The sequence below is a fragment of the Pseudonocardia alni genome (assembly GCF_002813375.1).
Lineage (GTDB): Bacteria > Actinomycetota > Actinomycetes > Mycobacteriales > Pseudonocardiaceae > Pseudonocardia > Pseudonocardia alni.
Genome location: NZ_PHUJ01000003.1, coordinates 2,256,910 through 2,277,122, shown reverse-complemented (window position 1 = coordinate 2,277,122; position 20,213 = coordinate 2,256,910). Strand labels below are relative to the sequence as shown.

The window sequence follows — 20,213 nt, the reverse complement described above, 5'->3', positions numbered from 1 at the left end:
TCATTCTGACCGGTGGGTGCTCAGCTCCGCCGACCCGCCAGCATCCGCGCCGCCGCGCAGGCGACCCCGGTGGCGACGAGCAGCCCGAGCAGCACCGCCCAGCCCGCCCCGACCGACCCGCCGGCCAGCACTACCCCGAGCGAGCCCAGCCACGCCAGCGGCACCAGCAGCCACAGCGCCAGGCCGTGCAGCACCTTCGGGATCTCCCCGACGCCGGCCGCGATCACGATCCACACCACCCCGGCGAGCAGCCCGCCGACGAGCAGCAGGGTGCCGACTCCCTCCCAGACCACGTGTGTCTCCTTCCTAGGGGTCGGGCACCGGCAGCACACGCTGCGGCACACCGGGCCCGTCGTCGATCGTGACACCCGCCGGCGTCGCGGGCGGGACCAGCGGCCCCAGCAGGTGCGCACCCAGCCAGTCCACCAGGTCCGGCAGCTGCGCGCGGACGGCGTTCTGGTTGTGTCCGCCACCCGGGTAGAGCCGGGTGTCGACGGTCACCGGTGGCGCGGCGGCCGCGCGGATCCGGTCCGCGGCGGCCCGCTCCTCGGGCTCGTCGGTGCCCGCGGTGACCAGCATCGCCAGGGGCGCGGGCCGCTCGCCCAGCAGCGCGACGACGTCGTTGGCCGCGGCCAGGTCGGGCCGCCCGGCGAACAGATCCCCGGTGACGACGTCGTCGGGGGTGCGGTCGTAGCCGCTCTGGCTGACCGCGAGCGCGTAGGTGCGCGGGTGGCGCAGCGCCAGGTTCATCGCGCAGTAGCCGCCCGAGGACCAGCCGGCCAGCGCCCAGGCGCCGCGGTCGGGCCGCACCCGCAGGTGCCGGGTCGTCCAGTCGACGAGGTCGGTGGTCAGGTAGGTGTCGTCGGCCGCGCCGTGCTGGGCGTCGACGCACTCCTGGTCGTGGCCGAACCGGGGTTCGCCGTTGATGTCGGGGACCACCAGCACGACCGGCGGGATGCGGTGCGCGGCGATCGCGGCGTCGAGCACGTCGGGCACCGTGAACAGCGCGGCCACCTCGCGGGGCTCACCGGGGAACCCGGGCAGCCACTCGACGACCGGGAAGCGGGCCCGCGGGTGCTCGGTGTAGCCGGGCGGGAGGTAGACGTCGGCGTCGCGGTCGATGCCGGACACGGCCCCGTGCAGGGTCATGTGCAGCGTGGAGCCCAGCCCCTGCGCCGAGCGGGCGGCGACCAGCGGCATCGCCGCGTCGAGGCCCGCACCGTCCGGGCCGATGTCGGCGACCGAGCCCTCGCCGGGGTCGGGGGAGGACCCGATCAGCGAGCCGACGGTGGGGAAGAAGCCGCCGAGCAGGTTCGCCCCGGCCGCGGCGGCCGCGAGCACGGCCACGGCCGAGACGACCACGAGCAGCGTCCGGGCCACCCGGCGCAGCCGGTGCCACACCCCACCGGTGAGGGCGAGCAGCAGCACCGCCGCCACCGTCGGCACGACCACCGCGGCGACGACGTCGAGGCGCAGCTCGGAGGCGTGGATCACGGCGCCGCCCCCGCGCGGACCCGGCTCACCGGCGCAGCAGCCGCAGCAGCGCCGGCGGGCGGCCGCCGAAGCCCTCGGCCTCGAGTACGACGAACAGCACCCGCGGCAGGTCGCGGACGGCGGGGAACAGCACGTAGCGCGGGTACCAGCTCGGGCGGAACTTCGCGTTGAACCGGTAGAGCGAGTCGATCTGCCACCAACGCGACGCGATCCGCAGTACCCGGGCCCAGCCGCGGGCGACCGGTCCGGCGCCGATCCGCTCGCCGCGCTCCAGGGCGGAGCGGAACATCGCGAAGTTCAGCGACACCCGCTTCACACCATGGTCCTTCGCGGCCGCCATCAGCTCGGCGATCATCAGCTCGTTGACGCCGTTGTCGGCGTCGGCGTCGCGGACCATGAGGTCCAGCGAGAGCCCGTCGCGGCCCCAGGGGACCAGCTGCAGCATCCCGGACGGCTCGCCGTCCCGGAGCGCGGTGACGATCACCGCGTCCGGGTCGGAGGGGTCCGCGACCCGCGAGGACGCCATCGAGAATCCGCGCTCGTCCTCGGCGCCGCGCCAGCGGTGCGCGCGCTCGGCGACCCGCATCCGTGCGGTCTCGTCGAGGTCCCGCAGCCGCGTCACCTCGACGGTGTGCCCGCTGCGCTGCATCCGGTTGACGGTCTGGCGGACCCCGCGCATGGGGCGTCCGTCCAGGCTGAACGACGCCGTCTCCAGTACCGCCTCGTCGCCGAGCTCGAGGGCGTCGAGACCGGCCTTGGACCAGGCGGTCGCGCCGCGCTCGGAACAGCCCAGCACCGCGGGCGACCAGCCGTAGCGGGTGCAGATGCCGAGGAAGGCCTCGATCGCGCCGGGCCAGGCGCCGACGTCGCCGACGGGGTCGCCCGAGGCCAGCGCGACCCCGGCGAGGACCCGGTAGGACACCGCGGACTTGCCGCCGTGGGCGAACACCGCGGCCTTGTCACGGCGCAGGGCGAAGTACCCCAGCGAGTCGCCGTCGCGCTGGTCGAGCAGGGCGCGCAGGCGCTGCTCGTCGTCGGGGTCGAGCGACGGGCGCGGCTCCGGCGAGCGCAGCAGGTGGTACCCGGCGACGACGAGCGCGACCACCCCGAAGGTCAGCCCGATCGCCGAGGTCAGGTCGTCGAGCCACACGGCGCGCTGCTCGAACTCGACCGGTCCGGTCACCCCGATCAGCGACAGCGCCGCGTGCGCGGCCTGCGCGGCGATCGACGGGTCGCCGACGAGCCGGCGCGGGTTGAGCGCGAGCAGCACCCAGACGATGAGGAAGCCGGACAGCCCGAACTGCAGCAGCGACCGGACCGACCGGCCGAGCCCTCCCGGGTCCTGCCGGGCGACGAAGTAGCGGCGCGTCGCGATCAGCGCCGCCAGCAGCGCGACGACCAGCACCGCGGGCCCGATGCCGCGCCGCTGGTCCAGCACGTGCAGCAGGTTGACCACGACGAGGAACGTCGTCGTCGCGGTCGCCACCCACCAGGCGCGCTTCTTGCGCCGGCGCAGCCCGGTGGCCAGCAGCAGCAGGCCGACCCCGGCGAGCGCGGTCACGACCAGCGACGCCAGGCCCAGACCCGCGGGCAGGCCCAGGGTGCTGCGCAGCTCGCTCCCGATGACCCGGCGGGGCGCGGGCAGCACCGCCGCGACGACGGTCAGCGCACCGACGATCCGGGCCGCCCAGACCACGGCGCGGACGACGGCGGCCTCGGACAACCGTCGTCTGCGGGCCTCCGGGTCCGGCGCCGGGGCCGCTCCGCGCGTGCGGACGTCCCCGTGCTCGTCCCGGTGCTCGTCCCCGGTGGTCCCGGGCGGGCCGGAGCCCTCAGAGCCCGTCACGCGTTCCTCCTGTCGATCCCGTCGCCGGTGGCGGACCACCGGCGACGCCCGAGCGGGCCACCGGACCCGGCAGCCGGGTGCCGAGCGCGTCCAGCTCCGCGGCGACGACGTCGGCCGCCGGTGTCCCGGGCGCCGCGGTCACCGACCCCGACGCTAGCGCCGGGCCCGGCGGTGGCGCGCCCGGCACCGGGTCATCCTGCGTCGCCGCGGTGCGCACGACGACCAGGTCCAACGGATCGGGCGAACCGGACGCGGGGGCGGGGCAGCCGTCGCCGCCGGGCGGCCCGGCCGCCGTCGCGACGTCGGCGCGCTCGGCGAGCGCCCGGCCCAGCGGGCACCCGGGGCCCTCGGGCGGACCGGCGAGGGCCCACGCGGCCCGGTCGGTCCGCAGCACCGGCGAGCCGGCCGCGACGGCGGCGACGCGCAGCCGGGACACCGGCACCCGGTCGGTCCACAGCACCACCACGGCCGGCATCCGGCCCGCGGTGACCGCGGCGTCGACGGCGGCGTCGACCGCGGCCGATCCGTCCCCGGACCCGGTCCACACCAGGACGGGGTGGGCGAGGTGCTCGTCGTAGCCGGGCGGCAGGTGCGCGGGCACGTCGACGCCGTCGACGGTCAGCACGGTGTCCCTGCCGGGGCCGGTGACCGGCGGGGCGGGTGGCGCGGGCAGCCCGCCGCGGTCCGGTCCGGCGGCCAGCGAGGCGGGCGTCGGGTAGAAGCCGAACCAGGCGTTCGTCCCCACCGCGAGGGCGAGCACGACGAGCGCGACCACGGCCGGCAGCGCGGCCGCCCGCACCGCGGGCCGCCGGCGGGCCCAGTGGCGCACGAGCAGTACGAGGGTGAGCGCGGCCGTGCCCGCGACGGCGGTGACGGTGACGGCCGACCCGAGCGGGAGCAGTGCGGTCCCGGCGAGCACGTCACCACGATTCCACGCCGGTCCCGGGGACCCGGTGGCGGGATGATCCGTCCCCGTCGTCGGGAACGTCCTAGATCAAGTCCAGAACAGACTGTCCCAAACATGCCGTCCGGGGTCGCCCGCGACGGGAACGCGCTACACCCAGCGTTGTCGCACAAGCGATCCCGTGGGGCCGGGTGGATGACGGCGGTCACACGGACGACGGGGAACGCGGCGTCCGCCGCATGCCGGGGCGGTTCCGGGTCGACCCCACCGGTGTTCGACAGCATTCGCACCGAGCCACGGAGGACAGCAGCATGATCACGAAGGACATGACCCGGGAGCTCATCGGTCGTCAGGTCGTCGACAACCACGGCGAGAAGGTCGGCAAGATCGGCCAGATCTATCTGGACGAGCGCAGCGGTGACCCGACCTGGGCCACGGTCAACACCGGGCTGTTCGGTACCAAGGAGAGCTTCGTGCCGCTGCAGAACGCCGACGTGCACGACCGCGACGTCGCGCTGGGCGTGGAGAAGAAGGCGGTCAAGGACTGCCCGCACGTGGGCCGCTCCGACGAGCGCCTGACCGGGTCGGAGGAGGACGAGCTCTACCGCCACTACGGCATCGGGCACGGTAACGGCAACGGCCGCACCGACGCCCGCCACGCCACCGGCGAGCGCACCGATCGCGACCGCACCGACACCGACCGCACCGACCGCACCGCCCGTACCGGCGACGACGCGATGGTCCGCCACGAGGAGAACCTGCGCGTCGGCACCGAGACCGAGGAGACCGGGCGCGTCGCGCTGCGCAAGTACGTCGTGACCGAGGACCAGACCGTCACCGTCCCGGTGTCGCACGAGGAGGTCCGCCTCGAGCGGGAGCCGGTCGACGGCACCGAGGCCGAGGCCCGCCCGGGCGCCATGGGCGAGGCCGAGCACGAGGTGACCCTGCACCGCGAGCGCCCGGTCGTCGACAAGACCACCGAGGCCGTGGAGAAGGTGCGCCTCGGCACCCGCACCGTCACCGAGGACGAGAAGGTCTCCGACACCGTGCGCAAGGAGCGCGTCGAGGTCGACGACCCGCAGCACGCCCTGCCCCGCGACGAGCGCCGCAGCTGAGCGACGCACCGCGCCACCGGCGCGTCACCGGAGCCCGCACCTCGGGCCCGGTGACGCGCCGGGCCCATGTCGGGGGCCGGTCAGGTCGCGCCGAGCAGCGCGAACGCCGTCCGTAGCGCGCCGGCGGCCTCGGCGACGGCCTGCCTCGGGCGCACCCCGATCCCGAGCGAGGTCGCGAAGCCGTGCACGAGGTCGGGGTGACGGCGCAGCGTCGCCGGGACGCCCGCCTCCCGCATGCGGGTGACCAGGTGCTCGCCCTCGTCGCGCAGCGGGTCGAACCCGGCGGTCGCGACGTAGGCGGGCGGCATCCCGGACAGGTCGCCCTCGGCGATCCGCAGCCGCGGGTCGTCGCGCATCGTCTCGGGCACGTACCAGCCGGCCATCGCCTCGATCGCCTCGCCGGTGAGCAGGAAGCCGTCGCCGAACAGCTTGCGTGAGCGGGTGTGCCCGTCGAGCTCGGTGACCGGGAAGAACGCCAGGCAGAACACCGGACGCCCGGCCGGGGCGGCGCCGTCGCGGCTGGTCTCGCGGGCCACCGTCAGCGCCAGGCTCGCCCCGGCGGAGTCCCCGCCGACCGCGATCCGGCCCGGGGCCGCCCCGAACTCCTCCGGGTGCGTCGCGACGTGCGCGAACGCGGCCAGACAGTCGTCGACGGCGGCCGGGAACGGGTGCTCGGGCGCCAGCCGGTAGTCGACCGACAGCACCCGGGCGCCGGACTCGGCGGCCAGCGTCGCGCACAGTTCGTCGTGGGTGTCCAGGTCACCGGCGACGAAACCGCCGCCGTGCACGTAGACGAGCAGTGCGCCGTCGACGACGTCGGGTCCCGGCGGCGGCACGTACAGCCGCGCCCGCAGGTCGGCGACCGCACCGGGGACCGTGCGGTCCTCGCGGCGCACCCCCGGCTCCTCGGGCCCGGCGACGACGCGGTCGACGAACGACTGGCCCGCCCGCATCTGCTCCGGCGGCGGGACGGGCTGAGGCCGGCGCGGGGTGAGCAGCCGCAGCAGGAGCTGGATGTCGAGGTCGAGCTGCTGGCCGTCGCGACGGACGGGCGGACCGGCGATCGCCCGCTTCACCGGCGCCGGCAGGGCGAGCACACCGCGCAGGGCTCCTCGTGCGACACGTACCCGATGATCCACGGTGACCTCCCGCGTGTACCCGATCTCCTGTGTCGATAGTGGCACCGGGTGCCGTTCGCTGCCGCTGTACGCGGCACGGATCACCGGTCCGCGCGCCGTCGCGGCCGTTTCGCAACCTCGGTCCCCGTTCCCGGCGGGGTGGCCGCTCGTTCAGCTCGGTGGAGATCATCTGCGGAGGGGGACGGGCATGAGGACGAGGCTGCGTGCGACGGTCGTGGCGGGGGTGGTGGCGGTCGTCGCGGCGGTGGTCGCGGTGCCGCAGGCACTGGCCTCGCCGGACGGACCGGAGCCCGACGGGGCGCCGGGCGACGTCGTGTCCGCGGAGCGGGTCCTCACGCCGACGGTGCCCGCCGCGACCGCGACCCGGATCCGCTACCGCAGCCTCGACACCGACGACCGGCCGGTCACGGTGAGCGGGATCGTCCTCACCCCGCTCGTCCCGGCGCCGGGGCCCACCCGGGTCGTCGGCTTCGCCGCGGGGACCCAGGGCCTCGCCGACCGGTGCGCGCCGTCGCGCCAGCTGCAGGCGGGCACCGAGTACGAGGCACCGGCCCTCACCGCGCTGCTGGCCGCGGGCAACACCGTGGCCGTCACCGACTACGAGGGTCTGGGCACCCCCGGCGAGCACACCTACGTCAACCGGGCCGCGCAGGCGCACGCCCTGCTGGACGTCGTGCGCGCGGCCCAGCGGGCCGGCGTCGGCGTGCCGGAGGACGCCCCGACCGCGCTCTACGGCTACTCCCAGGGCGGCGGTGCCTCGGCCGCCGCGGTCGAGCTGGCCCCCGACTACGCCCCCGAGCTGGACATCGTCGGCGCCTACGCGGGCGCGCCGCCCGCGGACCTGGCCGCGACCGGCCGAGCCCTGGAGGGCGGCGCCGCCGTCGCGCTGCTCGGCTACGCCGTCTCCGGGTTCGACGCCGCCTACCCGGATCTCGGGGTGCCGGATCTGCTCAACGACCGCGGCCGTCAGGTGATCGCCGAGCTGCGCGAGCAGTGCACCCAGGACTCCGTGCTGCGCTACCCCGGCCTGCGCTCCGAGCAGCTGTCCGCCGACGGGCGGCCGCTCTCCGCCTTCCTCGACGAGGAGCCCTTCGCGAGCAGGGTCGACGAGCAGCTGATCGGACGCCGCACCCCCGAGGCGCCGGTGCTGATCGTGCACAGCGTCGCCGACGACATCGTGCCGTTCGACCAGGGCAGGGAGCTCGCCGAGCGCTGGTGCGCCCGCGGTGCCGACGTCGAGTTCCGGCCGTCGCCCGTCCCCGGGCACGTCGGCGGGTACCCCGACGGTCAGGCCCGCGCGCTGGCGTTCCTGCAGGCCCGCTTCGCCGACCTGCCGGTCACGTCGACCTGCGACTGACGGGTCCGCACGGGACGGTGTGACCGTCCACCACGGACCGGACCCGGGCGCCCACCCGCCGAGATGTGAGGCGGGCGCGTCGCCCTCCCGCCATGGTCAACGTATAACGCACCGGGGGACTTGCGGCAAGACCCCGGGACCGCGTCAGACTCTGCGCCCGGCGCCGTGACCTGCGGCGTCGTGGTGACACAGGGGCGGGAGTGCACGACGTGCTGCTGCAGTTGGGCGAGGTCGGCCGGGACCGGCTCGCCGTCGTCGGGGGGAAGGCCGCGCACCTGGGGGAGCTGACCCGGACGGCGGGGGTCGCCGTCCCGGGCGGCTGGTGCGTGACGACGGAGGTCTACCGGGCCGCCGTCACCGGTGCGCCCGGGTTCGACGCGTTGCTGGACCGCCTGGCCGGTCTGCCCGCCGATGACGCCGACGGGCTCGCCGCGCTCGCCGCCGAGGTCCGCGGGCTGGTGGCGTCCCGGCCGGTCCCCGACGACGTCGCGGCGGCGGTCACCGCGGCGCTCGGCCGGGCCCCGGCCGGGACGGCGTGGGCGGTGCGCTCCAGCGCGACCGCCGAGGACCTGCCGACGGCATCGTTCGCCGGGCAGCAGGACTCGTATCTGAACGTGGTGGGCGCCGACGCCGTGCTCGACCGGGTGCGGGACTGCTGGGCGTCGCTGTTCACCGACCGCGCCGTGGCCTACCGCCGGCGGCGCGGCCTCGACCACCGCGCCGTCGCGATGGCGGTGGTGATCCAGGAGATGGTCGTCCCGGATGTGTCCGGGGTGCTGTTCACCGCCGACCCGGTGACCTCCGACCGGACCGTGACCGTCGTCGAGGCGGTGCCCGGGCTGGGCGAGGCGCTGGTGTCCGGCCTGGTCGCGGCGGACGCGTGGACGGTCCGCGACACCGGCGCGACCGCCGCCGTCGTGGACGCACGGACGGCGCCGCGCACGGTCGCGGTGCGGCCCGCGCCGGGTGGCGGCACCCGCACCGAGCAACTCGGCCCGGACAACCCGCCGCTGCTCACCGAGGATCGGGTACTGGAGCTGGTCCGGCTCGGCCGGACGATCGAGGCGGGTCTGGGCAGCCCGCAGGACATCGAGTGGTGCCTGTCCGGCGGCCGGTTCCAGGTCGTCCAGAGCCGCCCGATCACCACGCTGTTCCCGGTCCCCGACACCGGCGACGACCGCCTCCACGTCTACCTGTCGGTCGGCTACCAGCAGATGATGACCGACGCGATGCGCCCGCTCGGGCTGTCGCTCTGGCAGATGACGACGCCGCGCCCGATGGCCGAGGCCGGCGGGCGGCTGTTCGTCGACGTCACCGCCGCGCTGGGCACCCCCTCCGGTCGCGACGGCCTGCTCGCGGTGATGGGCCGGTCGGACCCGCTGATGACCGACGCGTTGCACACCGTGCTCGACCGCGGCGCGGTCCCGCTCGGCGAGGATCCGGCGACGCCCGCCCCGGTGCACGGCGCGCCGACCACCGAGCCGCTGGACCCGGACCCCGCGCTGGTCGCCGAGCTGGTCGCCGAGGGACGGGCGTCGGTGGCCGACGCGGCGCGCAGGATCCACGGCCGCGTCGGACCGGAGCTGTTCGTCGCGATCCGCGAGGACATCCCCGAGCTGCGGGCGCGGCTGAGCGACCCGCGCAGCACCCGGGTGTTCATGACGGCGATGGACGCGGCGTACTGGATCGACGAGCACGTCGGCGAGTGGCTGGGGGAGCGGCCGTCGGACGTGCTGACCCGGTCGGTGCCCGACAACGTGACCTCGCAGATGGGGCTCGCGCTGCTCGACGTCGCCGACGCTGTCCGCCCGTACCCGGCGGCGGTGGCGCTGCTGCGCGGGGCCGGGGACGACGTGCTCGACGCGCTGGGGTCGGTCGAGGGCGGCACGGTGGCCCGCGACGCGATCGTCGGCTGGCTCGACGCCTACGGGGCCCGCTGCGTCGGTGAGATCGACATCAGCAGGCCGCGGTGGCACGAGCGCCCGGCCGCGCTCGTGCCGCTGATCCTCGGCCACGTCGACGGTGAGGAGCCCGGCGCCGGGCGCCGCCGGTTCGCCCACGGCCGCCGGGAGGCCGAGGCGACCCGCGACGACCTGCTGGCCCGGCTGCGCGCCGGGGTCGACGGGGAGGCCCGCGCCGCGGAGACGGCGCTGATGATCGAGCGGTTGCGGACCTTCATCGGCTACCGCGAGTTCCCCAAGTTCGGCATGGTCTCGCGCTACGCGGTCTACCGGGCCGCGCTGCTCGCCGAGGCCGACCGGCTCGTCGCCGCACGCGTGCTCGACGACCGCACCGACGCCTACTACCTGCGGTTCGACGAGCTGGAGCAGGTCTCGCGCACCGGGCACGCCGACCTCGCGCTGGTGTGTGCCCGGCGGGCGGAGTTCGCCGCGTACGAGGCGCTGACCCCGCCGCGGGTGCTGACCTCGGACGGTGAGTGCCTGCAGGGCTCCTACCACCGCGACGACGTGCCGCCCGGAGCCCTCGCCGGGCTCGCGGTGTCGGCCGGGACGGTCGAGGGCCGCGCCCGCGTCGTCGCCGACCTGTCCGGCGCCGCACTCGAACCCGGGGACGTGCTGGTCACCGCCTACACCGACCCCAGCTGGACGCCGGCGTTCGTCACGATCGCGGGGCTGGTCACCGAGGTCGGCGGGCGGATGACCCACGGCGCCGTCGTCGCCCGCGAGTACGGCTTGCCCGCCGTGGTCGGGGTGGAGGGCGCGACCCGGCTGATCCGGGACGGTCAGCGGGTCCGGGTGGACGGCGGGAGCGGGCTGGTCGAGATCCTCGACCGGGACGTGTCGAGAACCGGGGACCGGCTCCGTCCCCGGGACACGCACACCACGAACGGGAGGACACCATGACGGTCCTGCGGATGGACAACCTCGGCGTCGTCGTCGACGACCTCGATGCGGCGGTCGCGTTCTTCGCGGCCCTCGGGCTGGAGGTGGAGGGCCGGGCGACGGTGTCCGGCCCGGACGTCGACCGGCTCGTCGGCCTCGACGGCGTGCGGTGCGACATGGCCGTCGTGCGGACGCCCGACGGCCACGGCCGGCTGGAGCTGATGCGGTTCGGGTCGCCGTCGTCGCCGGTGGGTGATCCGGGCGCCGCGGTGAACGTGCTCGGCATCCGGCGGGTCATGTTCGCCGTCACCGACCTGGCGGAGACCGTGGAGCGGCTGCGCGGCCACGGTGCCGAGCCGGTCGGCGACGTCGTGACGTTCGGCGCGCACACCCTGGCCTACCTGCGCGGGCCGGGCGGGATCCTCGTCGCGCTGGCCCAGGAGGGCGGCTGACCGAGGGCGGGCCTCAGCCCTGCGGGGGCGCCTCGTACGGGAGCCCCCGGGTCAGGCTGTGCACCCCACCCGCGGTGAGCAGGCCGCCGAGCGCGATCGCGAAGAGCTCGTCGGCGAGGCGCGCGTCGGCCTCACCGCTCTGCGGGGTGAACCAGTGCTGCATCCAGTCGAGCATGCCGACGACGGCGCGGGCGGCCACGGCGGGCGAGCCCGCCAGCGAGAACTCACCCTTGTCCACCCCCTCGGCCAGCAGCGACTCGACCGCGGCGATGTAGCGGCGGTCCATGTCGTCGAACCGGGCGAAGACCGGCGACCGGAACCGGCCGACGTGCTGCAGGTACACGAACGCGGCCGGGTAGTAGTCGGAGAAGATCCGGATCTGGGTCCGGATCAGCTCGCGCAGCCGCATCGCCACGCTGCTGCCGGTGTCGGCCCGCAGCCGGTCGAGCTCGGCGAGCAGCGCCTGCGCAGGCTGGTCGACGACGGCGAGCAGCAGCTCCTCCTTACTGCCGACGTAGTTGTAGACACTGCCCTTCAGGATCCCGACCCGGGCCCCGATGCTCTCCAGCGTCGCGTTGTCGTAGCCGTGCTCCCGGAACTCCTCCCCAGCCGCACGCACGAGGTCCGGCCAGCGACTCGGTCGCGGCATCAGCTCACCCCTTCCCGCTCAGTGCATCGTCCAGCCGCCGTCGACGCACAGCGTCGTGCCCGTCAGGTACGAGCCGGCCGGCGACGCGAGCAGCAGCAGCGGCCCGGCCAGCTCGTCGTGCTCGCCGAGGCGGCCCAGCGGGATCCGGTCGACGACGGCGTCGCGCCCGCGCGGGTGCTCCAGCAGCGGGCCGGTCATCTCCGAGGCGAACCAGCCGGGGGCCAGCGTGTTGACCCGGACGCCGTGCCGGGCCCACTGTGCCGCCAGGTCCCGGGTGAGTCCGGTCAGCCCCGCCTTCGACGCCGAGTAGGCCGCCTGCGGCACGGTCCCGGCGGTCAGCCCGAGCACCGAGGAGACGTTGACGATCGCGCCGCCGCGGCCCGCGTCGATCATCCGCCGGCCCGCGGCCGCGGCCATCGCGTAGGCCCCCAGCAGGTTGACCTCCAGCAGCGCGGCCGCCCGCCCGTGGTCGTCGGTCTCCGCGCGGGCGGCGTAGCCGGTGCCGGCGTTGTTGACCAGGACGTCGACCCGGCCCAGTCCGGTGACCGCGGCGTCGACCAGCGCCTCGCAGTGGTCCGGGTTGGCCACGTCGGTGACGACGGCGACGGCGCGACGCCCGGTGGCGGCGACCGAGCGCCGCACCTGTTCCAGGCGGTCGGCCCGGCGCGCGCCGAGCACGACGTCGGCGCCCGCACCGGCCAGTACGTGCGCGAAGCAGGCACCCAGCCCGGACGACGCCCCGGTCACGACCGCGACCCGGCCGTCCAGCCGGAACGCACCGGGCAGCTGTGCCGGTGCCGGTGCCGGCATGTCGTCCATCCGCTCATCCTTCCCGGTCACCGGGCTCCCGGCGGATCCGGGTGCAGCCGCACCGGCAGGCGTTCCATCCCGCGCGACAGCAGCACCGGCGCCCACCGCAACCGGTCCTCGTCGACGGTCTGCGCGGGCACCCGCGCCAGCACCCGGGGGACGGCGACGGCCGCTTCCATCCGTGCCAGCGGTGCGCCCAGGCAGTAGTGCAGCCCGACCCCGAACCCGAGCTGGCGGCCCGCGCGGCGGCCGATGTCGAAGCTGTCCGCGTCCTCGAACACCGCCGGGTCGCGGTTCGCGGCCGACGGGCTGAGGAACACGCGGTCCCCGCGGCGCAGGGTCCGTCCGCGCAGCTCCACGTCCGCTGCCATCACCCGCGCGACGGTCTTGGCGGGGCCGTCGTACCGGAGCACCTCCTCGACCGCGGCGGTCCATAGCTGCGGCTCGGCGTCGAGCAGGGCGCGCTGCCCAGGATGGCGCAGCAGCGCGAGCACCGCGCTGCCGATCAGGTTGGTGGTCGTCTCGTGCCCGGCAAACAGCAGCAGCACTCCGGTGGCGACGACCTCGTCGTGGCTCAGCGAGTCGTGCTCGTCGCGCGCGCTGATCAGCGCCGAGAGCAGGTCGTCGGCGGGCTCGCGCTCGTGCGCCGCGACCAGGTCGGCCAGGTAGCCGGTCAGCTCGGCCATCCCGCTTGCGCCGTCGGCGTGCCGCCCGTCGTCGCCCAGCCCGCCGAACACCAGACCGGTGATGCGGTCCGACCAGACCTTGAAGTCGTCCTGGTCGCGCCGGGGGACCCCGAGCATCTCGGCGATGACCGAGGCGGTCAGCGGGTAGGCGACGTCCCGGACGACGTCGAGGGTGCCCGCCCCCGACGAGATCGCCGCGTCGAGGAGCTCGTCGGCGAGCTTCTCGACCCGCGGCCGGATCCGGGCCACCGCGCGCGGGGTGAACCCGCGGCTGAGCAGCTTGCGGAGCCGGGTGTGGTCCGGCGGGTCCTTGAAGACCATCCACTCCTCGAGGACCCCGAAGGCGTACCGGAGCCCGGCGTCGGCACCGGGCCGGTCGAGCTTGGCTCGCCGGTACGGCGCGATCCGGTCGGAGGAGAAGCGCACGTCGCGCAGTGCGGCGTCGACGTCGTCGTACCGGGTGAGGAACCAGGAGCGGTACCGCGGGCTCCAGTGCACCGGGTCGTGCTCGCGCAGCGCGGCGAGCAACGGGTACGGGTCGGCCACGGCCTCCGAGGAGAGCAGGTCGGCGCTGTCGGCGTCGAACGGGGCGGCGTCGGACGGGGTGGTGGTCACGGTGCCTCCAGGACGGCGACGACGCAGGCGTTGCCGTCGAGGACCGAGACGCCGCCGCCCATCGTCTCGACCAGACCGATCCGGGCCCCGTCGACCTGCCGGTCCGCCGCCTCGCCGCGTAGCTGCCACACGATCTCCGCGACCTGGGCGAGCCCGGTCGCGCCGAGCGGGTGGCCGCGGGAGAGCAGCCCGCCGGACGGGTTCACCGGGTGCCGGCCGCCGAGTGCGGTCAGGCCGGTCTCGGCGGCCCGTCCGCCCGCACCGGGAGGCACCAGCCCGAGCGCTTCGACGGTGACGATCTCGCCGATCGTGAAGGCGTCGTGCACCTCCACGACGTCGACGTCGGACACCGAGTCCAGGCCGGCGGCGGCGAGCGCGTCGGCGGCCGTGTCGCGGGTCAGGTCGTACCCCCACACGTGGGGCGACCGCTCGTTCCACGGCGCGCCGCTGCGCAGCGCCACTCCGCGCACGGTCACCTCGCGGCCCGTTCCGCGGGCCGGTCCGAGCACCGCCGCGGCGGCGCCGTCGGAGGTCGGGCAGCACTGCAGCAGGGTCAGGGGGTCGCTGATCATGCGGGACCCGAGCACCTGCTCGACGGTGTAGGACCCCGCGTACTGGGCGCGGGGGTTGTGCAGGGCGTGCGCGTGGTTCTTCACCGACACCGCCGCCAGCTGCGCGTGCGTGACGGCGCCGAGCGCCAGGTAGCGGGCGGCGCTCATGGCGTAGAGAGCGGGCAGGGCGAGGCCCGATGCCTGCTCCGGGTCGGACGGCTCGGGGGTGATCGCGCCGTCGAACGCCGCGCTCATCCGCTCGACGCCGAGCGCGAGCACCCGCCCGTAGCGGCCGGAACGGACGGCTTCGCAGGCCTCGGCGAAGGCCGTCGTCCCGCTCGCACAGGCGTTCTCGACCGTCACCACCGGGATCCCGGTGACCCCGAGCGCGCGCAGCGACCGCTGGGCCACCCCGGGCGCGCCGAACACCGTGCCGACCCAGACCGCGTCGAGTGCCGGGTTCCCGGCGTCGGAGAGCGCCTCGGACACCGCGTCGTGCACGAGCGCGACGGCGTCCCGGTCGGGCCTGCGCCCGAAATGGGAGGTGCCGACGCCGTGCACCGCGACCCCGGTCACGGCGCGACCCCCGCGCCGGTGCCGGGCGCCGTACCGACCGCCGGGTCGCCCGCCGCGGTCGGCGCGACGAGCACGACCCGGGAGCCGACCGGCGGCGCGTCCGGTCCGAGCGGAGCGTGGGCGAGGACGCGTGGCCCGTCGTCGAGGTCGACGTAGGCCAGCGCGACGGGTGGCTCCCGGCCGGCGACCGGGATCCGGACGACGGTGCTGCTCCAGACGGTGCCGCCCGGACCGAACGACGTCCGCTCCACCGGTCCGCCGCACGCCGGGCACCGCGGCCACACGTGCGCGGAGACGGCCGCGCACCCCGGACAGCGCAGCCCGGCGAGCCGCCACGTCCCGTCGGCGTCGAGCTCGGAACGGGGGCGTGGGTCGACGGCGTCGGCGTGCGGCACGGGTGGCTCTCCTGGGTCGGGTGTCCCGCCATGAAAACAAACCAAGGGTCAGTTATCAACGACGCACAGAGGCGGTCTTTCCTGCTTCGAGCGGAGTTCTTGACAGCTCGGGTGAACCAGGTCACTGTTTGTCGGACTGAAAACAACCCGGCGTTTGGCAACGAGGTCACGCCGGCCGAGTGCGGCCAGGAGGTCCGACCGATGCGGTTCGGCTTGTTCACGATGCCCGAGCACCCCCCGCACGAGAACTGGACGCTGTCCTACGACCGGGACATCGACGACATCGTGCTGGCGGAGAAGCTGGGCTTCCACGAGTACTGGATCGGCGAGCACCACACCGGCGGCTTCGAGAACGTCCCGGTGCCCGAGTACATGATCGCCAAGGCGTCCGCGGTCACCAGCCGCATCCGGCTCGGCACCGGCGTGGTCAACCTGCCCTACCAGGACCCGTTCCAGGTGGCGGAGCGCCTCGCGTTCCTCGACCACCTCACCCACGGCCGTCTCGAGTACGGCTTCGGCGGCGGCGGGCTGCCGACCGACCAGGCCCTGTTCGGGCTGGAGCGCTCCGAGGCCAAGCCCCGCACGAACGAGGCGCTGGAGATCATCTGGCAGCTGCTGACCTCCGAGGAGCCGGTCAGCTACGAGGGCCTCTACTGGAAGTACGAGAACCGCCAGCTGCAGGTCGGGCCCTACCAGGAGGTCCCGCCGTTCGCGATCGCCGGGCTCACCGGCACCCACAACTACGCGCGGTGCGGCGAGAAGGGCTGGAAGGCCCTCTCGGTCTACTTCGCGCCCACCGACAACCGCGGCTACCCCGACGCGCCCGACCTCGCGGCCCACGCCGCCGCGCTCGTCGGCGCCGCCGAGCAGGCGGGACTCGACCCCGCGCAGGCGCGGCGGAACTGGCGGGTCAGCCGCGAGGTCTACGTCTCCGACTCCCGCAACCAGGCGATGAACGAGATCCGGGAGGGCGTACGACGCTCCTACGAGTACCTGCTCGGCCTCGGCCTCGGCGCCCTCATGAAGAAGGGCCACGGGATGGACGACGCCGACCTCACTTTCGAGTGGATGGTCGAGGAGATCCCCTGGATCGTCGGCAGCCCGGAGGACTGCATCCGGTCGATCAGGGAGCTGGAGGAGCAGACCGGCGGCTTCGGCACCTTCCTCATCAACACCCGGGACTGGGTGACGACCGACCGCTGGAACCGCTCCCTGGAGCTGTTCGCCCGCTACGTCACCCCGCAGTTCACCCCGCGGGAGAACATGGCCCGCCGCGAGCGGCTGGCGAACGTGGCCCTCGGCCGGGCCTGACCCCGATGCCCTTCGAGATCGGAGCGAGCATGAACAGGTTCGACGGGAAGGTCGCCGTCATCACCGGCGGAGCGCAGGGGATCGGCCGCGGCATTGCGCTGCGGCTGGCCGCGGAGGGCGCCGCGGTGGTGGTCGGCGACCTGCAGGACGACGACACGACCGCCCGCGAGATCGTCGACGCCGGCGGGCGGGCCGCGCACGTCGTGATGGACGTGCGCCGCCCGGGCGACTGGAAGCGCCTGGTCGACGAGGCCGTCGGCGGGTTCGGCGGGGTGCACGCCCTCGGCAACGTCGCGGGCGTCACCAACACCCTCGGGCCGGACAACGTCGTCGACCTCGACGAGGCCGGGTGGGACCACGTCGTCGACACCGACCTCAAGGGCGTCTGGCTGGGGATGCAGGCCGTCATCCCGCGGATGCTCGACGGCGGGGGCGGGTCGATCCTCAACATCGGGTCGATGGCGGCGCTCAAGGGCCTGGAGAACCTGGCCGCCTACAGCGCGGCCAAGGGCGGCGTCGTCAGCCTCACCCAGCAGGTCGCGATGGAGTACAGCCCGCGCGGGATCCGGGTGAACTGCATCTGCCCGGGCACGATCGACACCCCGATCCTCGCCGGGATCACCGAGGGCATGCGGGAGAACTTCGTCGCGGCCCACCTGATCCCGCGGCTCGGCACGCCCGCCGACATCGCCGCCGCGGCCGCGTTCCTGCTGTCGGAGGACGCGTCCTTCCTCACCGGGGAGGTCCTGCCCGTCGACGGCGGGTGGAACGCCAAGGGCAGCGCCGGCTGACCGCCGCCGAGACCACCCCGCCGCAGAGAGGACACGCATGAGCAGGGCCGCCGTGCCGCACACCGTCGTCGACGGCACCGACCGTGACGACCGGGGGTTCGCCCGCTACTGGGACGCCGGACGGGAGACCCGCGACCCCCGCGACCGCGACGCGGTGGTGCTGGACCGGATCCGTCACCAGCTGCACTACGCCTACGAGCGGCTGCCGTTCTACCGCAGGCACTACGACGCGCACGGCTTCCACCCCGACGACGTGCGCTCGCTCGCGGACTTCACCGCGAAGGTCCCGGTGGTCACCAAGCGGATGCTGGTGGCGGACCAGGCCGAGCACCCGCCGTTCGGCAGCTACACCCGGGACTTCTCCGGGCCCGACGGGTCGACCGGCATCGCCCGGATCCACGGCTCGTCGGGCACCTCGGGCACGCCGACGCTCTACGCGGTGTCCCAGGGGGACTGGGACCGGGCCGCCGACGTGCACGCGATGGCCCAGTGGTGCGCGGGTGTCCGGCCCGACGACATCGCCCAGGTCGGGTTCCCGTTCGGGCTGTTCTTCGGCGGCTGGGGTGTGCTGCAGGGGCTCGAACGGATCGGCGCGACCGTGTTCCCGCTCGGCGTCACCGACTCCGAACGGCACCTCGAGCTGATCGGACGGCTCGGGTCGACGGTGTTCACGGCGACCCCGTCGTACTGCGTGCACCTGCTGTCGGTGGCCGAGCGGATGGGCATCGACCTCGCGGCGGGGACGGTCCGCACCCTGCTGGTGGGCGGTGAGCCCGGGGGCTCCCTGCCCGGGACCCGCCACCTCATCGAGCAGGGCTGGGGCGCGACCGTCGTCGACGCGGGGTCGACGTCGGAGATGTACCCGTTCCAGACCAGCGTGGGCTGCACCGCGGGTACCGGCACCCACCTGATCACCGACGAGGTGCACGTGGAGGTCGTCGCCCCCGACGACCCGCACACCGCGGTGCCGGTCGGCGGGCGCGGCGCGGTCGTCTACACCCACCTCTGGCGCGAGTCCCAGCCGATGATCCGGTTCGCGCCCGGCGACGAGACCTACCTCGCCGACGACCCGTGCCCGTGCGGGCGGACCTACCCGCGGATGCCCGAGGGCGTGCTGGGCCGGCTCGACGACATGCTCGTCGTCCGCGGGGCGAACGTCTTCCCGTCTGCGGTCGAGACGGCCCTGCGCTCGGTGGACGGGCTGGGGCCGGAGTTCCGGATCCGGGTCGCCCGCCCGGCCGCACTGGACGAGATCACGGTGCAGGCCGAGGTCTCGGCGCCCACCGCGACGGCGCTCGACGGGCTGCCCGCCGCAGACGCCGCCACGGCCCGGCGGGAGCTCGCCGGGCGGGTCGAGCAGGCGCTGCGCCGGGCCGTCGCCATCACGGTGCCGGTGACGCTGCTCGATCCCGGGACGCTGCCGGAGACGACGTTCAAGGCCCGGCGGGTCGTCGACGAGCGTCCGCGGGCCTGACCGGACCGCCCACGCAGGTTCATGACAGCGCGCATGCCGGGGCCGAGCAGCGCACGTGGGACAGGACGAACACGCCCCGGGAACGCGAGCGCCGGAGGAGATGATCCGGAGTCGGTCCGCAGGTCAGGGCAGGAGGCCGTGCGCGAGGAGATCGTCCGTCAGCGGATGGTCCTCCAGCGCTGCCTCCGCGTCGCTGATGGCGGCGCGGAGCCACCGCACGGGGACGTCCTGCTGAACGAGATCGATCGTGCGCGCACCGAGATGCGCGAGGCCGAGGACCGGATGCGGATGCTCATCGCCTACGCCGCGAGTTCGTGACGCCGCAGCCCTACCCGTTCAAGGCGCTCGCGGCGGCGGCCGGGATGTCGATCTCGGGCACCCGCGGCGCGTACACCTCCGACGAGACCGTCGCCGTCGCGGAACGGATCGGGCATCGGCCGGCCCGGCGCCCGGCGACCGACGGGCCCGGAGACGAGTGACGGCCCGATTCCGCAGCGATCGGGTCAGCCCTGGTGTCCGGCGCGGGGCGCACCCCGGCCGAGGTGGGCGTGCTCGCCCTGGAGGCTGAACAGCGCGAGCGTCTCGGCGGGCCGGTCGTCGGCGCTGCCGATCCAGTGCGGTGTGCCGGTGTCGAACTCGACCACCTCGCCGGGGTCGAGGAGGTGCTCGGTGTCGTCGAGGACCAGCCGCACCCGGCCGTCGAGGACGTAGAACCACTCGTAGCCCTCGTGGGTCTGCAGGGCGGTCGTCGACGACGCGGCGGCCGGCGGGTAGACCACCTTGAAGGCCTGGACCCCGCCGCCGCGACGGGTCAGCGGGACGAACACCAGCCCGCGGTGGCGCACCGGGCGCAGGTGGATGCGGGGGTCACCGGTCGGTGGTGCCTGCACGAGGTCGTCGAGCGGGACCCCGTGCGCCCGGGCCAGCGGCAGCAGCTGCTCCAGTGTCGGCCGCAGTTTCCCGGTCTCCAGCCGGGACAGGGTGCTCGCGGTCAGGGCGGTCTCCGCCGCGAGCTGGTCGAGGGTGGCGCCACGGCGACGGCGCAGGTCCCGCAACCTCGGGCCCACTCCGGCGAGCACGTCGTGTCCGGTGTCGTCCACCCCGTCAGATTGCCGATCGGCAAGATTCCTTGCAACTCGGGACGGCGGGTGTCGATGCTGCAGAGGTCCCGACGTCGGCGACGCCGATGACGCCCGCAGACCGAC

General features: G+C 75.0%; 20 protein-coding genes. 9 read left to right on the top strand and 11 right to left on the bottom strand.

Annotation, left to right across the window (positions count from 1 at the left end; genetic code table 11):
• Positions 1 to 20: 20 nt before the first annotated feature.
• The 4 genes from ATL51_RS11500 to ATL51_RS11485 form a co-directional block, all read right to left on the bottom strand.
• Positions 21 to 293, bottom strand: coding sequence for a hypothetical protein (locus ATL51_RS11500; RefSeq protein ID WP_073578537.1), 273 nt, complete (start codon positions 291 to 293; stop codon positions 21 to 23).
• Positions 294 to 306: 13 nt separating this feature from the next.
• Positions 307 to 1,494 (bottom strand): alpha/beta hydrolase, encoded by a 1,188-nt coding sequence (locus tag ATL51_RS11495; protein ID WP_083659173.1) that lies wholly within the window; start codon positions 1,492 to 1,494, stop codon positions 307 to 309.
• A gap of 25 nt (positions 1,495 to 1,519) precedes the next feature.
• A complete protein-coding gene (locus ATL51_RS11490) occupies positions 1,520 to 3,217 on the bottom strand; it encodes a GNAT family N-acetyltransferase (RefSeq protein WP_073578599.1) in 1,698 nt (565 codons plus the stop codon).
• A gap of 109 nt (positions 3,218 to 3,326) precedes the next feature.
• Positions 3,327 to 4,259 carry a hypothetical protein gene (locus tag ATL51_RS11485; RefSeq protein WP_100878624.1) on the bottom strand — a complete coding sequence of 311 codons (933 nt, stop codon included), beginning with the start codon at positions 4,257 to 4,259 and terminating at the stop codon, positions 3,327 to 3,329.
• A gap of 296 nt (positions 4,260 to 4,555) precedes the next feature.
• Here ATL51_RS11485 and ATL51_RS11480 point away from each other — a divergent pair, with 296 nt between their 5' ends.
• Complete coding sequence (locus ATL51_RS11480) at positions 4,556 to 5,359, top strand: PRC and DUF2382 domain-containing protein (RefSeq protein ID WP_100878623.1); 804 nt, start codon at positions 4,556 to 4,558, stop codon at positions 5,357 to 5,359.
• A gap of 80 nt (positions 5,360 to 5,439) precedes the next feature.
• Here ATL51_RS11480 and ATL51_RS11475 read toward each other — a convergent pair whose 3' ends face one another.
• Positions 5,440 to 6,456: an alpha/beta hydrolase gene (locus ATL51_RS11475; RefSeq protein WP_301548996.1), complete on the bottom strand. Its 1,017-nt coding sequence runs from the start codon at positions 6,454 to 6,456 to the stop codon at positions 5,440 to 5,442.
• A 229-nt stretch (positions 6,457 to 6,685) separates the two neighbouring features.
• On the opposite strand from ATL51_RS11475, the gene ATL51_RS11470 reads away from it, so the two are divergent.
• From ATL51_RS11470 to ATL51_RS11460, 3 genes are all read left to right on the top strand, one after another.
• Complete coding sequence (locus tag ATL51_RS11470; RefSeq protein ID WP_100878622.1) at positions 6,686 to 7,855, top strand: lipase family protein; 1,170 nt, start codon at positions 6,686 to 6,688, stop codon at positions 7,853 to 7,855.
• A 209-nt stretch (positions 7,856 to 8,064) separates the two neighbouring features.
• The gene (gene rph / locus ATL51_RS11465) at positions 8,065 to 10,719 is read left to right on the top strand and encodes a rifamycin-inactivating phosphotransferase (RefSeq protein ID WP_301548995.1); all 2,655 of its coding nucleotides are present in this window, start codon (positions 8,065 to 8,067) and stop codon (positions 10,717 to 10,719) included.
• Positions 10,716 to 11,150 carry a VOC family protein gene (locus ATL51_RS11460; RefSeq protein WP_100878620.1) on the top strand — a complete coding sequence of 145 codons (435 nt, stop codon included), beginning with the start codon at positions 10,716 to 10,718 and terminating at the stop codon, positions 11,148 to 11,150. Before rph ends, ATL51_RS11460 begins: the two co-directional genes overlap by 4 nt.
• Before the next feature lie 13 nt (positions 11,151 to 11,163).
• Here the strand turns inward: ATL51_RS11460 and ATL51_RS11455 are convergent, their stop codons facing one another.
• Genes ATL51_RS11455 through ATL51_RS11435 form a run of 5 tightly spaced genes read right to left on the bottom strand, consistent with a single transcriptional unit; the run spans position 11,164 to position 15,432 of the window.
• Positions 11,164 to 11,799 (bottom strand): TetR/AcrR family transcriptional regulator, encoded by a 636-nt coding sequence (locus tag ATL51_RS11455; RefSeq protein ID WP_100878619.1) that lies wholly within the window; start codon positions 11,797 to 11,799, stop codon positions 11,164 to 11,166.
• An 18-nt stretch (positions 11,800 to 11,817) separates the two neighbouring features.
• Complete coding sequence (locus ATL51_RS11450; protein WP_301548994.1) at positions 11,818 to 12,618, bottom strand: SDR family NAD(P)-dependent oxidoreductase; 801 nt, start codon at positions 12,616 to 12,618, stop codon at positions 11,818 to 11,820.
• A 17-nt stretch (positions 12,619 to 12,635) separates the two neighbouring features.
• Complete coding sequence (locus tag ATL51_RS11445) at positions 12,636 to 13,910, bottom strand: cytochrome P450 (RefSeq protein ID WP_100878618.1); 1,275 nt, start codon at positions 13,908 to 13,910, stop codon at positions 12,636 to 12,638.
• Positions 13,907 to 15,037 carry a thiolase family protein gene (locus ATL51_RS11440; RefSeq protein ID WP_100878617.1) on the bottom strand — a complete coding sequence of 377 codons (1,131 nt, stop codon included), beginning with the start codon at positions 15,035 to 15,037 and terminating at the stop codon, positions 13,907 to 13,909. Before ATL51_RS11440 ends, ATL51_RS11445 begins: the two co-directional genes overlap by 4 nt.
• Entirely contained in the window at positions 15,034 to 15,432 is a 399-nt protein-coding gene (locus tag ATL51_RS11435; RefSeq protein ID WP_100878616.1) for a Zn-ribbon domain-containing OB-fold protein, read from the bottom strand. The genes ATL51_RS11440 and ATL51_RS11435 overlap by 4 nt, the downstream gene beginning before the upstream one ends.
• A 201-nt stretch (positions 15,433 to 15,633) precedes the next feature.
• On the opposite strand from ATL51_RS11435, the gene ATL51_RS11430 reads away from it, so the two are divergent.
• From ATL51_RS11430 to ATL51_RS28165, 5 genes are all read left to right on the top strand, one after another.
• Complete coding sequence (locus ATL51_RS11430) at positions 15,634 to 16,743, top strand: LLM class flavin-dependent oxidoreductase (protein WP_100878615.1); 1,110 nt, start codon at positions 15,634 to 15,636, stop codon at positions 16,741 to 16,743.
• A 29-nt stretch (positions 16,744 to 16,772) separates the two neighbouring features.
• Positions 16,773 to 17,534, top strand: coding sequence for an SDR family NAD(P)-dependent oxidoreductase (locus ATL51_RS11425; RefSeq protein ID WP_100880653.1), 762 nt, complete (start codon positions 16,773 to 16,775; stop codon positions 17,532 to 17,534).
• A 37-nt stretch (positions 17,535 to 17,571) separates the two neighbouring features.
• Positions 17,572 to 19,008, top strand: a complete 1,437-nt coding sequence (locus ATL51_RS11420) for a phenylacetate--CoA ligase family protein (protein ID WP_100878614.1) — start codon at positions 17,572 to 17,574, stop codon at positions 19,006 to 19,008.
• Positions 19,009 to 19,146: 138 nt separating this feature from the next.
• A complete protein-coding gene (locus tag ATL51_RS11415) occupies positions 19,147 to 19,326 on the top strand; it encodes a hypothetical protein (RefSeq protein ID WP_100878613.1) in 180 nt (59 codons plus the stop codon).
• Positions 19,323 to 19,487, top strand: a complete 165-nt coding sequence (locus ATL51_RS28165) for a hypothetical protein (protein WP_157818326.1) — start codon at positions 19,323 to 19,325, stop codon at positions 19,485 to 19,487. The genes ATL51_RS11415 and ATL51_RS28165 overlap by 4 nt, the downstream gene beginning before the upstream one ends.
• A 24-nt stretch (positions 19,488 to 19,511) precedes the next feature.
• Here ATL51_RS28165 and ATL51_RS11410 read toward each other — a convergent pair whose 3' ends face one another.
• Complete coding sequence (locus ATL51_RS11410) at positions 19,512 to 20,108, bottom strand: helix-turn-helix domain-containing protein (protein WP_100878612.1); 597 nt, start codon at positions 20,106 to 20,108, stop codon at positions 19,512 to 19,514.
• Positions 20,109 to 20,213 lie beyond the last annotated feature (105 nt).

Excerpts from the sequence above, each read along its gene's own strand:
- ATL51_RS11480 (WP_100878623.1), top strand. The coding sequence starts at position 4,556 with ATGATCACGAAGGACATGACCCGGGAGCTCATCGGTCGTCAGGTCGTC.
- ATL51_RS11470 (WP_100878622.1), top strand. The coding sequence starts at position 6,686 with ATGAGGACGAGGCTGCGTGCGACGGTCGTGGCGGGGGTGGTGGCGGTC.
- ATL51_RS11460 (WP_100878620.1), top strand. The coding sequence starts at position 10,716 with ATGACGGTCCTGCGGATGGACAACCTCGGCGTCGTCGTCGACGACCTC.
- ATL51_RS11455 (WP_100878619.1), bottom strand. The coding sequence starts at position 11,799 with ATGCCGCGACCGAGTCGCTGGCCGGACCTCGTGCGTGCGGCTGGGGAG.
- ATL51_RS11450 (WP_301548994.1), bottom strand. The coding sequence starts at position 12,618 with ATGGACGACATGCCGGCACCGGCACCGGCACAGCTGCCCGGTGCGTTC.
- ATL51_RS11430 (WP_100878615.1), top strand. The coding sequence starts at position 15,634 with ATGCGGTTCGGCTTGTTCACGATGCCCGAGCACCCCCCGCACGAGAAC.
- ATL51_RS11425 (WP_100880653.1), top strand. The coding sequence starts at position 16,773 with ATGAACAGGTTCGACGGGAAGGTCGCCGTCATCACCGGCGGAGCGCAG.
- ATL51_RS11420 (WP_100878614.1), top strand. The coding sequence starts at position 17,572 with ATGAGCAGGGCCGCCGTGCCGCACACCGTCGTCGACGGCACCGACCGT.